General features: G+C 71.2%; 13 protein-coding genes. 5 read left to right on the top strand and 8 right to left on the bottom strand.

The window, feature by feature from the left end; genetic code table 11:
- Positions 1-171 precede the first annotated feature (171 nt).
- Both OV207_RS18215 and OV207_RS18210 read left to right on the top strand, forming a co-directional pair.
- Positions 172-3,243 carry an aminotransferase class I/II-fold pyridoxal phosphate-dependent enzyme gene (locus OV207_RS18215; protein ID WP_267556425.1) on the top strand — a complete coding sequence of 1,024 codons (3,072 nt, stop codon included), beginning with the start codon at positions 172-174 and terminating at the stop codon, positions 3,241-3,243.
- Positions 3,244-3,269: 26 nt separating this feature from the next.
- Positions 3,270-4,568 carry an acetamidase/formamidase family protein gene (locus OV207_RS18210; RefSeq protein WP_267556424.1) on the top strand — a complete coding sequence of 433 codons (1,299 nt, stop codon included), beginning with the start codon at positions 3,270-3,272 and terminating at the stop codon, positions 4,566-4,568.
- A 232-nt stretch (positions 4,569-4,800) separates the two neighbouring features.
- On the opposite strand, the gene OV207_RS18205 is transcribed toward OV207_RS18210, so the two are convergent.
- A complete protein-coding gene (locus tag OV207_RS18205; protein ID WP_267556423.1) occupies positions 4,801-5,346 on the bottom strand; it encodes a response regulator in 546 nt (181 codons plus the stop codon).
- A 28-nt stretch (positions 5,347-5,374) separates the two neighbouring features.
- Between OV207_RS18205 and OV207_RS18200 the strand changes: the two genes are divergently transcribed.
- Positions 5,375-6,706, top strand: coding sequence for an ATP-binding protein (locus OV207_RS18200; protein ID WP_267556422.1), 1,332 nt, complete (start codon positions 5,375-5,377; stop codon positions 6,704-6,706).
- Positions 6,707-6,710: 4 nt separating this feature from the next.
- Here the strand turns inward: OV207_RS18200 and OV207_RS18195 are convergent, their stop codons facing one another.
- A complete protein-coding gene (locus OV207_RS18195; protein ID WP_267556421.1) occupies positions 6,711-7,997 on the bottom strand; it encodes a DUF4105 domain-containing protein in 1,287 nt (428 codons plus the stop codon).
- Between the two features lie 156 nt (positions 7,998-8,153).
- Here OV207_RS18195 and OV207_RS18190 point away from each other — a divergent pair, with 156 nt between their 5' ends.
- Both OV207_RS18190 and OV207_RS18185 read left to right on the top strand, forming a co-directional pair.
- Positions 8,154-8,675, top strand: coding sequence for a hypothetical protein (locus OV207_RS18190; RefSeq protein ID WP_267556420.1), 522 nt, complete (start codon positions 8,154-8,156; stop codon positions 8,673-8,675).
- Positions 8,676-8,876: 201 nt separating this feature from the next.
- Complete coding sequence (locus tag OV207_RS18185; protein ID WP_267556419.1) at positions 8,877-9,467, top strand: SRPBCC family protein; 591 nt, start codon at positions 8,877-8,879, stop codon at positions 9,465-9,467.
- On the opposite strand, the gene OV207_RS18180 is transcribed toward OV207_RS18185, so the two are convergent.
- The 6 genes from OV207_RS18180 to OV207_RS18155 form a co-directional block, all read right to left on the bottom strand.
- Positions 9,464-10,717, bottom strand: coding sequence for a serine hydrolase domain-containing protein (locus OV207_RS18180; RefSeq protein ID WP_267556418.1), 1,254 nt, complete (start codon positions 10,715-10,717; stop codon positions 9,464-9,466). The two genes, OV207_RS18185 and OV207_RS18180, sit on opposite strands and share 4 nt — an antisense overlap.
- A 95-nt stretch (positions 10,718-10,812) precedes the next feature.
- Positions 10,813-11,388 (bottom strand): 2OG-Fe(II) oxygenase, encoded by a 576-nt coding sequence (locus tag OV207_RS18175; protein ID WP_267556417.1) that lies wholly within the window; start codon positions 11,386-11,388, stop codon positions 10,813-10,815.
- A gap of 127 nt (positions 11,389-11,515) precedes the next feature.
- Positions 11,516-12,454, bottom strand: a complete 939-nt coding sequence (locus tag OV207_RS18170) for an ATP-grasp domain-containing protein (protein WP_267556416.1) — start codon at positions 12,452-12,454, stop codon at positions 11,516-11,518.
- Between the two features lie 28 nt (positions 12,455-12,482).
- Positions 12,483-13,421 (bottom strand): hypothetical protein, encoded by a 939-nt coding sequence (locus OV207_RS18165; RefSeq protein ID WP_267556415.1) that lies wholly within the window; start codon positions 13,419-13,421, stop codon positions 12,483-12,485.
- 123 nt (positions 13,422-13,544) lie between these two features.
- The gene (locus OV207_RS18160; protein ID WP_193347589.1) at positions 13,545-13,916 is read right to left on the bottom strand and encodes a DUF3175 domain-containing protein; all 372 of its coding nucleotides are present in this window, start codon (positions 13,914-13,916) and stop codon (positions 13,545-13,547) included.
- Positions 13,917-13,922: 6 nt separating this feature from the next.
- Positions 13,923-14,102, bottom strand: a complete 180-nt coding sequence (locus tag OV207_RS18155; protein WP_267556414.1) for a hypothetical protein — start codon at positions 14,100-14,102, stop codon at positions 13,923-13,925.
- Positions 14,103-14,159 lie beyond the last annotated feature (57 nt).

The following is a 14,159-nucleotide window of genomic DNA, read 5'->3' as shown; positions in this document are numbered from 1 at the left end:
AGACTGGCCGCATGACGCGGATCCGCGCGCTCCATCCACCGGCTCAGGCAGGGGACAGGGCCGCCATCGCACGGAAGGTGTCGGGCTTCGTGCGGCGCCCCCGCGATGACGAGGCGCGTCGGTTCGCTGTCGTTGACAGGGGACACCCGGGCCCGGACAGTCGTGCGCGCCATGGCCACCTATCCCGCGTCTCCCCGTGAAGCCTTCCTCCAGCTTCGCTCGCTCGCCGAGGCGCTGAGCCAACCGGAGCAGCGCTCCCGCGCGCTGGTGGAGCTGCGCGAGCTGGCGGAGCTGTCGCGCGACAAGCCGGAGGGCGCGCCGCTGCGCCTCGCGTCGGTGGTGGTCGCGGTGGGCGCGTCGCAGGAGCGGCTGGAGCTGTTCATCCCGCCGTCCATCTTCGCGCCCGAGGCCTGGGCCTTCACCTTCCTGGAAGGTCTGCTGAAGGTCCCGCTGGACGAGTACGCCGGCAAGCACCTGGTGGAGGTGGGCGCGGGCTCCGGGTGGATCTGCATCGCGCTGGCGAAGTTCACCGGCCTCGCGCGCATCCGGGGCCTGGACCTCAACCCGCAGGCTCCCGCCGTGGGCCTCTGCAACGCGTGGCTCAATGGCGACGAACACCTGGTGTCGCGGCTGTCCTTCGGGGAGAGCGACCTCTTGCGCGGCCTGCCCCAGAAGCCCGACTGGGACTTCATCGTCGGGTGCATCCCCCAGGTGCTGCGCGGCGACGAGCTGCCGGCGGAGCTGGCGCAGGCGGATGAGCAGGCCCTGCTGGACCTGTCCAACTACACCTCGCTCCAGAACGTCTACGAGGACCACTTCGGCCTGGGCCTCATCGCGCGGCTGCTGGACGAGGCCCCGGAGCGACTCCACGCCGGCGGACGGTTGCTGCTGAACCTCGCGGGCCGCCCGGGCCGCGCCATCATCGCGCGCATGTTCACCCGGCGCGGCTTCACCACCCGCGTGCGCGTGGCCCGCCGCGTGATGCAGGCGGCGGACACGGACATCCGTCCCCTGGTGTCCCTGGAGCAGCGCACCGGGCGCGAGTTCGAGTTCTTCATGGAGGCCCACAGCCCGGAGCCGCTGCGCGCCGCGACCGCGCTCGGCTGGCTCCAGGCGGGCCACCCCATCTGGCACGAGGTGGCCGTGTGGGAAGCGAACCTGTCGCTGCCCCGTGAAACGCTGGCCCTGCGCGCCGCCCTGCGCTCCCTGGGCATCGCGGCGCTCCAGGAGGAGCTGGACCTGGGCACCGCGTCCGCCGAACAACTGGGCTTCGTCACGGCGCTCGCGGAGCGGCTGTCACAGTCGCCACACCTGCCCTACGCGCACGAGGCCGGGGACGCGTCCTTCCGCCGGCTGGTGGCCCGCTACCTGGACCGCCACTTCGGCCTGCGCCTGTCGGAGGACTCCCTGTTCGTCGCCCCCGAGCGCGAGCAGGCCGTCTATTCGCTGCTGCTCGCCACCTGCGACCCCGGCGACACGGTGCTGGTGTCGCGCAGCCTGCACCCGCTCTACGCCCGGGCCCTGGAGAAGGCGGGCGTGCGCGCCGCGGTGACGCACAACGCGCTGGGGGAGATCCGCCGCCTGCTCACCGCCTTCGACGTGAAGGCCGTGCTCCTGACGGTGGAGCCGGGGGAGCGCACGAACCTCGCGGTGCTGCGCGACATCGTGGCGGAGGCCGCGCGGCGCGGCATCTGGGTGGTGCTGGACGAGAGCGCCTTCTTCAACATCACCGGGGAGGTGGAGCCGCGCACGCTCTTCGAGTTCCTGGCCCGGACGCCGCAGGCGCCCAACCTGGTCATCCTGTACGGGCTCATCAAGAACGCGGTGTGGCCGGACCTGGAGCTGACGCTGCTGCTGCCCGTGCCCGAGCCGCTTCGCGCCGACCTGGAGGTGGCCGCGGAGGTGACGTACTCGCGCATCAGCGTCTTCGCGGAGTGGTTCTACGAGCGCACCTTCTCCGAACTGCTCGCCTTCCGGATGGCCTTCGCGGAGCCCGAGCCGCCCACGCCGCCCCGCGCGCCCGAAGTGCCGCTGCCCCGCGCGCAGCGCATCGCCCGGCTCTCCACGCTGCCCGCGTTCGCCCCCCGCTTCTTCCGCGAGGACGACCCGGAGCTCGTGCGCCTGGACTACGGCGAGAACGAAGGCCCGCTGCCGCTGCCGCTGATTGAAGGCCTCATCGCGGCCGGCGTCGCCCCGCGCGCGGACGCCGCGCAGACGGGCCTGGCGGAGTCGGTGGCCGCCTTCCTGCTGGAGACGCGAGGCGCCCGCTACGCCGCGGAGGAGGTGGTCGTGGCCCCCGGCGTCTGGCCCCTCATGCACCACCTGGGCGTGGCGCTGCTCAAGCGGCTGGGGCGGGTGCCGCGCGTGTTCCTCGTCACGCCCTGCTACGGCGTGCTGGCGCCCACGTTCCTCGCGGCGGGCTGCGAGGTGGACTCAGGCCCGCTCTCCACGCTGCTGTCGCGCCGCGCGCGCGGCGGGGCGCCGGACGCGGTGGTGCTGTCCCAGCCGGCGAACCCCACGGGCCACTACCTCTCCCACGAGGAGCTGATGGCGCTGGCGACGTACGTGGTGGAGCAGCGCTGCCTGTGGGTGTCGGATGAAATCTTCGGGCTGGTGAACCTCACCAACCCCACGGCGGAGACGGTGCACAGCCCGGTGACGCTGGAGGGCGCGGTGCCCGGCATCGGCGCGCACACGGTGCTCCTGGGCGGGCTGTCCAAGGAGTTCGCGGCCGGGGGCCTGCGCGTGGGCTGGCTCGCGACGAAGGACCGGGCCCTGGTGGCGGCGCTGCGCGACAGCGCCCCGGGCGTGCTGCACGCGCCCACCGCGCGCGCGGCGGCGTACCTGTACGCGGCCCATGCGCGAGGCCCGGACGGACAGCTGCTCTATCCGGCGCGCCACAAGGCGCTCCGGGCCTTCCTGGCGAGGATGCGGCGCGACCTGGCGGAGAAGCGCGCGCTGCTGGCCGAGGCGCTGCCCGACGACGGCCGCGCGGAGTCCACCGAGGCGGGAGGCCTCTTCCTCGCGCCACCCATGACGGCCTGGCTGGGCCGCACCGTGGACGGGGTGAAGCTCACGCCGGAGAACCTGCCCCGCATCGTCTACGAGCACACCCACGTGGTGCTCAACGGCGGCGCGTGGTGCGGCGACCCGGAGCGCGTGCGCGCGGTGTTCTCCATCCCCAGGCAGAAGCTGCTGAAGGCCCGCGACCGGCTTCGCGCCTTTGGACAGCGGCTGCGCTGAGCGCGCGGGCTACAGTGCCTTCGCACATGCTCCGACCGTTCGTCCTGCTCCTCTGCTGCCTGCCGACGGCCGTGTTCGCCGCCCCCGAGTCCTGGCTGGTGACGACCGACCTGTGGGGCAACCCCGCGTACCAGACGCTCACGCTCGAGCGCTCCGGGAAGCGCCTCACCGGGGAGCTGGACGGCGACGCGCTGGAAGGGGAGCGCGTGGGCAACGACCTGCGCTTCGTCGTCACGGACTCGCGCAAGCAGACGTATGTCTTCAGCGGCAAGGTGACAGGGGACGCGCTCCGCGGCACCGCGGACTATCCCGACAGCAACAACCCGAAGACGCGGCTGCCGCACGCCTTCACGGCGCGGTTGCTGCCGCGGCGCCCGGCCGGGCCCCCGCGCGTGCACACGTTCAAGCCCACCACCTGGTCCAACGAGTTCTCCGCCCACCGCGCGCCGGTCCTCACGGTCTGGCCCGGAGACACCGTGCGCACCACGACGCTCGACTCTGGCGGCATGGACGAGCAGGGCGTCACGCGCGCGCTCTTCGGCAATCCGCAGACAGGGCCCTTCTTCATCGCCACGGCGAACCCGGGGGACACCCTGGTCATCCGGCTCAAGCGCCTGCGGTTGAACCGGACGTTCGCGGACAGCCTGGACAGCATCGTGGGGCGGGCCCTCACGCCGGGCCTGGCCGCGAAGGCGACGGGCCTGGGCAGGCCCGTGCGCTGGAAGCTGGACCTGGAGCGCGGCGTCGCGAGCCCGGAGACGCCGACGGAGCGCCTGAAGCACTTCACCGTTCCCCTGCGCCCCATGCTGGGCGGACTGGCGGTGGCGCCAGGGTTCGGATCCGCGTCCGCGTCCACCGGCGACACGGGCCGTGCCGGCGGCAACATGGACTTCAACGAGGTGGTGGAGGGCAACACCGTCTTCCTGCCCGTGTCCCAGCCCGGCGCGCTGCTCTACCTGGGGGACGCGCACGCCGCGCAGGGCGACGGTGAGACGTCGCAGTACGCGCTGGAGACGTCCATGGACGTCGAGTTCACCGTGGACGTCGTGCACGGCAAGCCGCCGCCCATGACGCCCCGGGTGGAGTCCCCCACGCACCTGATGGCGCTGGGCCAGGGCGGCTCCCTGGACGACGCGCTGCGCTCCGCGACGCAAGGGCTCACGCAGTGGCTGGAGCAGGAGTACGGCCTCACCCTGTCGGAGAGCGCGCAGGTGCTGGGCAGCTCCGTGCAATACGTCGTCGCGAACCTCGCGGGGCGCAGCGTGGGCGTCGCCGCGAAGCTGGAGAAGGCGCGGCTGGAGCGCCTCCGCCCTTCCGGGAAGTAGGCCACGCCTTGTTGCCTCCCCGTCCACGGGGAGCGCGCTGCTGTTGCCTGCCAGTCCACGAAGGCGGGGTGACTCCCTGCCTCGCGCCCATGTCGTCCCAGGCAAGTGTTGCCGCCGCGTCGTCCGGGGTTGGTTGGTACGGCCCTTGAAGGGTTACGCGTGGCCTGCCGCGTACCGGGAGCGGCTCCGGAGCAGGCGGAAGGGAGACAGGCTGATGCCGGGCCTCGTGACATCACTTCCGGGCGTTGAGGATGTGCTGGAGCAGCTGCCGCGAGATGCGCAGCAGCTTCGCCGCGCCGCGCACGCTGCCCTCGGACTTCGCCAGGGCTTCGTCCACCAGCGTGTCGCGGACGACGCCCTCCAGTTGGTGCAGCGGCACCTGTCCGGCGCTCGCCCTGAGCGCGTGCACCAGGTCCGGAGGCCGCGACAGCGTCCGCGTCCACACCTCCTCCAGCAGGGCCAGGTCCAGGGGCTTGGGGAGGAAGGCCCGCACCCCTCCCGACGCCAGCCGGAAGGCCTGTTCGGCGGTGGCGTTGCCGCTGATGGCGATGACGTGCGGCAGGGGCTCCACCGCCTGGAGGTCCTCCAGCAGCGTGTCGCTGGTGCCGTCCGGAAGGCTGACGTCCAGCAGCACGGCGTCCGGAGGCCGCTCCTTCAGCACCTGTCGGGCCGCGGCGAGCGTCGTCACATGGGTGATGTGCTCGGCGTGGGGGCGCAGCGCGTCCTCCAGCACCGTGGCCAGCCGCTCCGAATCCTCCACCAGCAAGAGATGTCGCACCCGTCCCACCCCTTGAAACCTACCACCTATGTCTGAACAGCCTCCGCCGGCCACGCCGGAACAGATTGCCCACCGGGTGCTGTCCGACGCCTCCAACGACGGAGAGGCGTTGGTGAGCGCGGTGCGCATGGTGTTCTGCGGGCTGGTGCTGACGCGCTTCCTGCTGCTGGGCGGCATCCACGCGGAGGGCGGCGTGCCGGCCGCGCTGGTGCAACTGCCCGTGCTGTGCTTCAGCATCGCGCTGTCCGCGGTCGCGATGCGGGCGGCCCGGCGGCGCCTGTTCGGCCCCGGGTTGCTGGTCGCCTCCGCGGTGCTGGACGCGGTGCTCGCCCATGCCTCGCTGCTGTCCACGCTGGTGTGGCACGGCCCCCACTACACGGGGCTGTTGCGCATGCCGGACCCCGCCGCCGCCATCGCGGTCGTGTTCATCACCGCGCTGCGACTGTCCCCCCGGGCCGCCTGGGCGGGCACCGCCGCCAACCTCCTGCTGACGGGGGGACTCGTCGCGTTGGATCTCCACCTCAACGCCCGCTTCGCCACCTACGGCGCGTCGGAGGTGGCGCTGCTCTTCATCTTCATCGGCAGCGTGGGGGCGGTGGCCTCCATGGCCTGCGACGTCGCCCGGCGGATGGTGCTCAAGGCGGGATGCGAGAGCGCCCGCGTCGAGAGGACCCGCCGGCACCTGGACCTGCTGCTGCGGGAGCACCATGACGTGAGGACGCTGCTGTCCTCGGCGCGCCTTCGCGCGGACCTGCTCGTGCGGGACCCCGGCAACGCCGCGTGCTCGCGCTACGCCCAGGGGCTCGTGCAGGACCTGCGCGAGCTGGGAGACTTCGTGTCCAGCGTGAAGTCCCGCACGCTGGGCGAGCTGGCGATGATCGACGAAGCAGCGCTGGTGGACGTTGGCGCCACGCTGCGCCACGCGGCGGACGTGGTCCGGTCGCGCTTCTCCCACGTCCACATCGTCGTCGGGACGGAGGCGCCCGACCTGCCGCGCGGGCAGGCGCCGCGTGCCCGCATCGTCGGAGGGGAGCGGGGCCTGTCCCACGTGGTGACCAACCTGCTCGTGAACGCCTGCGAAGGCGACGGCCAGCGCGGGGCCCGCACGGTCCGGGTGAGCGTGGAGCCGGATGGCAACCCCCTGCTGATCCGGCTGCGCGTGAGCGATGACGGCCCCGGCTTCCGCGCGGGCGTGTTGGAGGGCGCGCGCCCCTGGGGTGGCACGACGAAGCGCGACGGTTCGGGGCTGGGCATGCTCCTGGTGGGAGGCCTGGTCGAGGCGAGCGGCGGCTCCCTGTTCGCCTCCAGCCCTCCGGGAGGCGGCGCACGGGTCGACGTGCTGTTGCCGTCTGGCGGCTGAGTCCTCAGCCTCGCTGGGGCCGCGCCTCCAGCCGAGGAGCCGCCCTGGCGCCCCGGTGCCACGGGCGTCCCCAGGCCACCCCGAAGCCCAGGTGGGCGACGAGCATCAACGCCAGCGGCTCCCGGAGGTCCTGCGCGGAGGCGGGCAGCAGCTCCAGTGCCACCGCGAGCAGGGCGCAGCCCGTGAGCCCTCCCACGCAGGCGCGCGTCCACCGCTCCGCGCGTCGGCTCCCGAACGCCACCCCAACGCCCAACGGGACGAGCGCGAGCGCGAGCGGGTTGAACAGCAGCAGGTTCGCGTTTCCACGCAGGGCGGCGTGCTCGGAGACGCACGTCAGCAGCAGTCCCAGGAGTCCCACCGCGCCGGACGTCAGCCCGAACAGGGCCTGGTACAGGCCGAACGCAAGGCGGGCTCCCTCCGTCGTGCCGCGCTCACGGAGGACGGAGAGCAGGATGGCTCCGAGAGCGACGGCCGCTCCCAGGAGGAAGAGGCGAGGGAGGGCGGCGGAGTCAGCCCCTTCGGGCAACGGGCGCGAGCGCGAGATGTGGACGTCCGCGCGGTGGCTTACGAGGCCCACGTGGCCACCCCGTCCATCCGGCACGGAGGTGGTGTCCAGCATCCGCGCCAGCTCCCGGGGCACGTAGGCCTCCTCCCAGCGCGTCCTGGGCATGTCCATGACGGCGTTCACCCACGTCAACAGCAGCAGGCCCAGGACCGGGTGGTGTCGCACGTGCTGCCGCAGGTGTTCGCGCCAGGTGAAGCGCGCGGGGAGACTGGAAGCACTCCGGAGTGCCCCTGCCAGTGCCTCGTCCAGGGCGTCCCGCACGCGCGTCGCGCAGTTGTTGTCGGTGGGGTGGTACGCGTAGAGGCGGTGCTCGGGGCGCACGTCCCGCTCCAGCCGGGCCAGCAGCCGCCGTCGCGCTTCCAAGGGGAGCCGCAGCTCCTGCACATGGATGGAGCGGTCCTGACGCTGGTAGCCGGCGAACGTGTGCGCCACCGGGAGGCGCGCGGACCAGAACGGCTGATGCCGCACGAGGAAATGGAGCGGGCTGCCCTGTCCCTCCTGCGTCGTCATCCCGTAGCTGTAGAGGACATCGGCGCCCAGGCGCGTGTCCTCGATCCACAGCGCGCTGTGTCCGAAGAGCTGGTGGGCGTCCTGCCCTGGACCGAACGTCACCAGCTTCACGCGCAGCGCCTCGGGATGTTCGCCAAAGCCCGGCGGCGGCGCGGCCCGGGCGGAGGCGCTCCAGAGCACTCCGATGATCAGCAGGAGCGGGAGGTGTCGGACCATGCGCGCGGGTATCGCGCCACCGCCGCGTCCGGGGCAGTGCAAGAAGATTGGCAGTGTTCGCGTCCGGGGCTTGCCGGCAGGGTGTTTGGAGCCCGCACCCTTGGGAGGTGGCGGGTGACGTGTCCGTCCCACTCCCCATCAAGAGAGAAGCCTGTCATGACTGGAATCCGCTCCCTGGGCGCTGTCTCCCGCCGCGCCTTCGCCACCCTCGTCGCCGCCTTCGCGGTGGCCGTCGTCACCCTGTCGCCCGGTGAGGCGTTCGCCGTCGATGACGCCAACCGCGTCGTCTCCTTCAAGGTGACCATCGGCACGGGCGGGGACAACCTGCGCAACGCGAGCCAGGCCGTGGCCCTGTTCCGGTACATGCGCGAGGACGGCCAGCAGTTCGTCACCAGCGTGAACCTGAACAACGGCGCCGAGTGGCCCAACTACTCCACGAAGACCGTGACCCACACCGCGCCGGGCGGCATCTATCAGGGGCTCCTGCTGGACTTCTCCATCCAGTTCACCTCCGGCCAGTCGAACCCCTTCGAAACCGGCGACAACTGGAACATGAACTCCGTGATTGTGACGGTCCGCCTGGGTGATGGGTCCGACGTCATCCTGGTGAGCCAGGCCGGCAGCCCCCTGCACCGCTTCCAGAGCGACACCAACACCCGTTGGGCCACTTCGCTCTAACGCGACGCCCGTCACTTCTGGTGGACCCGGCGGGGCGATGGGGTAGGCCGGGGTACGACTTCCCGGTCGGGGGGACCTCCTCACTCTCGCGGGAGCACCGGAAGAAATGCCGTGTCGAATTCGCGGCCCCTCGTTCGACGTGAAGATGAAGCCTCCTGGGAGCCACCCGGGAGGCGCTACTTCCAGAACAGGAGCCGCCCCATGGCCATCAAGCTCGCCGTCGCTGCATTCGTCCTCCTCATCGCGCTGGGGGCCTTCATCGCCACCCGCCCGGACCGCTTCAGCGTCGAGCGCAACGCCCAGGTCCACGCCTCCCCGGACGTCGTCTTCGCGATGATCAACGACCTGCGCCAGTTCGACGCCTGGTCGCCGTACCGCTTTGAACTGGCGCCGGGCCTGAGCAAGTCCTTCGAGGGGCCCGCCACGGGGCAGGGCGCCAGCTACACCTGGGAAGGCGGCGGCAAGGCCGGCTCGGGGCGCATGATCATCGTGGAGAGCCGGCCCGGGGAGCGCGTCGTGCTCAAGCTGGAGTTCTTCAAGCCGTTCGCCGCGACGAACCAGACCGTCTTCACGCTCATGCCCGTGGAGGGCGGCACCCGGGTGAGCTGGCGCATGGAGGGGGAGAACACCCTGATGGGCAAGGCGTTCTCGCTCGTCATGAACATGGACACGATGCTGGGCAAGGACTTCGAGAAGGGGCTCGCGAACCTGGATGCCGCCGCGCGCGGCGGGACGCAGGTTGCTTCCCAGAGCGCCCAGGCCGGCGCGGCGACGCCCGCCTCCGCGCTCTAGCCGAGCGCCGCGTACGCCGCCTTCGAGAAGGCCACGGCGAAGGCTTCGTCGTCGGGGCCGCCCATGAGCTGCTGGGTCAGCAGGATGGCCGCAAGGCCCTGTCGGGGGTCGATGAAGAAGGTGGTGCCGAAGCCGCCCGCCCAGCCAAAGCGACCGGCCGTGGGGGAGATGCCATCCGGCCGTGTCGTGACGGCGCCCCCGAAGCCCCAGCCGGATGTGTCCCAGAAGCCCGGGAAGAAGGGCGAGGCATCCTTCTGCTCGGGGGGAATCTGATCCGTCAGCAGCTCCTGGATGCTCCCAGGCGACAGGATGCGCGTCGCGCCGTGGCGGCCCGCGTTCAACAGCATCCGGCAGAAGGTGAGGAAGTCGTCGGCGGTCGTCACCAGCCCACCTCCCTGTCCTCCGCCAGCAGGGAAGGTGGGAGGACGTGAAAACCGCCCCGTCCGGGGCGTGTCCACGACCGTCATCGCCCCGGTGTCGGCGTCGCGCTGATACGCCGTGGACAGCCGGTCCAGCTTCGCCTCCGGGACGCTGAACGCGGTGTCGTGCATGCCCAGGGGCTTGAAGAGGCGTTCGCTCAGGAACGCCTCGAGCGACATCCCGGAGGCGCGCGCGACCAGCACGCCCAGGACCTCGAAGCCGGTGTGATACATCCACCGTTCTCCGGGTGGATGGATGAGCGGCAGCGCTCCCAGCCGTCGCATGAACTCGTCGGGCGGGTGGGGAATCGGCTCGAAGCCGGGCGCCACCCCGGCCTCCTGCATCGCGCGCTGGATGGGGTACGTGTCCGGTGGCGCCATCACCGCGCCAATCCCCAGCCGCAGGGTCAGCAGGTCGCGCACCGTGATGGACCGGCGCGCCGGAACGGTGTCGTCGAGCGGGGCGTCGAGCGCGCGCAGGACGCGGCGGTTCGCCAGCTCCGGAAGCCACCGGTCCACGGGGCCATCGAGCTGCAGCACCCCGTCCTCCACCAGCATCAGCGTGGCCACGGCCGTGATGGGCTTCGCCATGGACGCGGTGCGGAAGAGGGTGTCGCGGCGCATGGGCACGCCGGACTGGAGGTCCTGCACGCCCAGCGTGTCGACGTGGACGTGCCCGTCGCGCGCCACCAGGGCGACGAGGCCGGGCAGCTTGCCCTGATCCACGGGGCCCCGGAGGACGGCGGTCACGTCCGCGAGTCGCTCAGGGGACAGCCCCCCCTGGGGCTTCCGCGAAGGCGCGTCCTGGTCCGGTCGTTCCGTCAGTGTCATGTCGAGCCTCCGCTGGATCCCTCACGCTGAACGCGTGTGGGGCTCCGGGCCTTCGGGTGAGGGCGGGCAGCCTAGCGGACCGCCCGCTCCCTGGCTCACTGCTTCGCGAGCATGAAGGCGGTGATGGAGTAGCGCTGGTGGCCCTGCGCCGCAGGCAGCCACTCCGTCACGCGGTGGGGTGCGTCCACCGCGCGGAAGATGAACACCGAGTTGAAGATGGGCGGGACGCGCATCAGGTCCCGGTCGCCGTCCGGGTGCGGGAAGGTGAGGACCCCGCCGAAGCCCTGCTCCCAGGGCCGGGTGAAGTTGTAGACGACCGCGAGCCCTTCCTCGTCCGTGTCCCGGTGCTCCGGGAATTGTTCGCCCACGTCCATGCGCGACACCTGGACCTGCCGGGTCTCCAGCTTCTGCGGCCAGTCCACGAGCGCCGCGTGGAAGTCCGCGCCGTCCTCGCTCGCGAGCCAAGCGCAGAAGTCCGTCAGGACGCCGGGCGCCTGCTGCGCCAGGGGCGCGATGTGCAGCGGATAGGGCCCGTGGTGGTGGCGCTGGAAGTGGGCGTCGCGGAGCGCCTGGTGCATGGCCTCGGCGCGCTCGGGCAGGAGCACGCGCTGGAGGCAGACGTGCGGCACCCGTCCACCGGAGACGAACTCGTGGCGGATGGCGTCGTGCAACTTCGGGGATGCGCCCGCGAGGGGGGACCACCCGGTCGCGGAAGGGGGGAACGCGCTCGGCGGCTTCGCGCGAACGGGGCCGAAGACGCTGTCGGCCAGGTTCGCGATGAAGAAGCCGCTGGGGCGCTCAGGCCTTGGCGACCAGGTGGCTGGCGAGTCGGGTGATGACTTTTCCGTCGCGCGGATCATCGAAGAAGGAGATGGCGGGAGTGGGGTTGAATTCAAGGGCCACGAAGTCGCCCTCGGGGGTACGGCGCAGGTCCACCGCCGTGAAGACCATGCCCAGCGCCTTCGCGCCGCGGATGCACAGCTCCCAGGCCTCCTTGGGCAGGCGGCCGGGCTTCACCTTGTCCAGGTTCTGCCGCGCGTCGACCACGCCCTCGGTGGGGATGCGGAAGGCGGCCACGGGCTCGCCGTCGAGCACGTAGGCGCGGAACTCGTCGCCGTGGATCTGCTGCTGGAAGAGGACCGGGCAGTTGGCGAGCAGCGCCATCCGCTCCTCGGTGAGGTCCGCTTCGCCAATCTTCTGCACGAGCGCGCCGCCGCCCAGCGGCTTGTAGATGACGGCCTTGTGGCGGGCGACGAACTCCCGCACCGCGTCCGCGGAGGCGGTGCCCAGGCTGGCGGGCACGGGAATCTTGTGCCGCCGCAGCAGGGCCAGCTGGTGGAGCTTCAGGTAGTGCAGCTCCACCGCCTCCATCGGGTTGATGAACGAGCACCCGCGCTTGTTGAGCGAGCGCAGGACGGAGTGCAGCAGCGACTGCCGCTCCCGCTCCGCGAGGTACTGCTCCTGCCAGCGCGGGAAGTTCCGCGCGGACAGGGCTTCGGCCTCGGGGACCGGGAGCGAGAGGCGGAGGGTCTTGACGTAGAACGAGCGCAGGTCGCTGAGACATTCACCGTCCCAGAGCACGTCGCCGTCCTCCCAGCTCAGCGTGGCGGAGTCGGGCACCCGGTCGGTCTCCACGACGATGGCTCGCGCGCGCCGACGCTCCACCGCTTCAGCGACGAAGCGGGTGGCGTCATCCGTCCGCGAGCCAATGAGCACGACCTTCTTCTTGGACGCCATGAGGACCGTGACTCCGCCAGGAGGCTGCCTAGAACGGGCTGTCCATGCGGACCTTCAGCACGTTGCCTTCCAACGGCTTGAGCTCCGGGGGCTTCGCCTTGCCGCCGACGAGGTCGGGGGTGTCCATCCTCACCTTCAGCACGTTGCCTTCCAGCGGCTTGCGCTCCGGGGGCTTCGCGCTGCCGCCGACGAGGTCGGGGGTGTCCATCCTCACCTTCAGGACGCCCTCGAGGTTGCCGCCACCCTTGACGGGGTTGGTGGGCTCGTCGGCGATGACCTTCACGATGACGCCGTCGTCGATGTCCTTGATCTTGCTGTCGCCGCCACCCTTGATGGGGTTGGTGGGCTCGTCGGCGATGACCTTCACGATGACGCCGTCGTCGATGTCCTTGATCTTGCTGTCGCCGCCGCCCTTGATCGGGTTGGTGGGCTCGTCGGCGATGACCTTCACGATGACGCCGTCATCGATGTCCTTGATCTTGCTGTCGCCGCCGCCCTTGACGGGGGTGGTGGGCTCGTCAGCGATGACCTTGATGGGCCCGCGCGGGAAGCCGATGTCCTTGAAGTCGCCCTTGCCGCCGATGTTGCCCTTGAAGCCGATGTCGTCCCTGAAGTCGCCCTTGGCGCCACCGACATCACCCTTGAAGCCGATGTCCCCGCCGCCCTTGATGGGGTTGGTGGGCTCGTCCGCGATGACCTTCACGATGTGATCATCGATCTTCAGGCCGGAGTCCCCGCCGCCCTTGACGGGGGTGGTGGGCTCGTCCGCGATGACCTTCACGATGACGCGGTCATTGACCTTGAGGCCATCCTTGCCGGCCTTCGGGGCCTGCTCGAAGGAGTCGCCCGGGCGCTTGAGGGCCTTCTTCAGCTCGGGCGCGCCCGCGGGCTTGCCCTCGGTCGTGGCGCTCTTCTGCGCCGTCTTGGGCGTTGAAACGAATCCCGTCGGAGACTTGATCTTGGTCATGGGGGGTCCTTTGCGAAGGGTTATCGCGCCGGATGCCCCGGGAGTTGCTTGATTCTCCGAAGACGAGAGGCTGGCCCGCCTGCGCCCCTCCGCCCGCCGTCCGCGCCGCGAAAGCCCCTGTGTCTACGGGGACTTGGAGGGCCGGTGGTACAGCTTGCGCAGCTCCTCCTTGGCCTCCTGGAGCGCGCGCTTGCGGGAGGCCGGGAGGTTCCGCCCCGCGCGGTTGCCGTAGAACGTGAGCATCGACATGGCGGACTGGAACGGAGAGGCCTTCCGCCGGGTGCTGCGTTCGGCGGAGCGTTTCACCGAGCGTGCGATCTCCTTCGGGGAGCGCGTGAAGATCCGATCCTCCAGCGTCATCGCGTCGCTGTGCTCCGTCACCGACTGGGACCAGCGTCGCTGCTTCGGTGAATGGGACGCGGTGGACGTCTTCCGGGTGGGCGCGCGCTTTCGAGGGCTGTCATGGCCCCCCGTCTTCCTGGTGACGGCTGCCATCGCGCGCTACCTCCCCGTCCGGAGCTTGCCCCGCTGCGCCGCGCTCTCCGCCGAAGCTGACGGAGCCTTCTGGGGAGCGCGTGCGGGGTCCGGCTCCTCGCGGATGAACTCCCCCTGGACGGTCATGGGGCGCTTGTCCTCGCGCGGGTCCTTCCTGGTTTTGTCGGGGGGCTGCTTGTCGGGCATGGAGTCCTCCTGACGGGCTGCGCGCACCATCCTCCCAAACCTGTGGCCGCCGCGCGG

It is taken from the genome of Corallococcus sp. BB11-1 (assembly GCF_026626625.1).
GTDB lineage: Bacteria > Myxococcota > Myxococcia > Myxococcales > Myxococcaceae > Corallococcus > Corallococcus soli.
The sequence above is the reverse complement of the archived record's forward strand: the minus strand, read 5'-3'. Positions and strand labels throughout refer to the sequence as shown.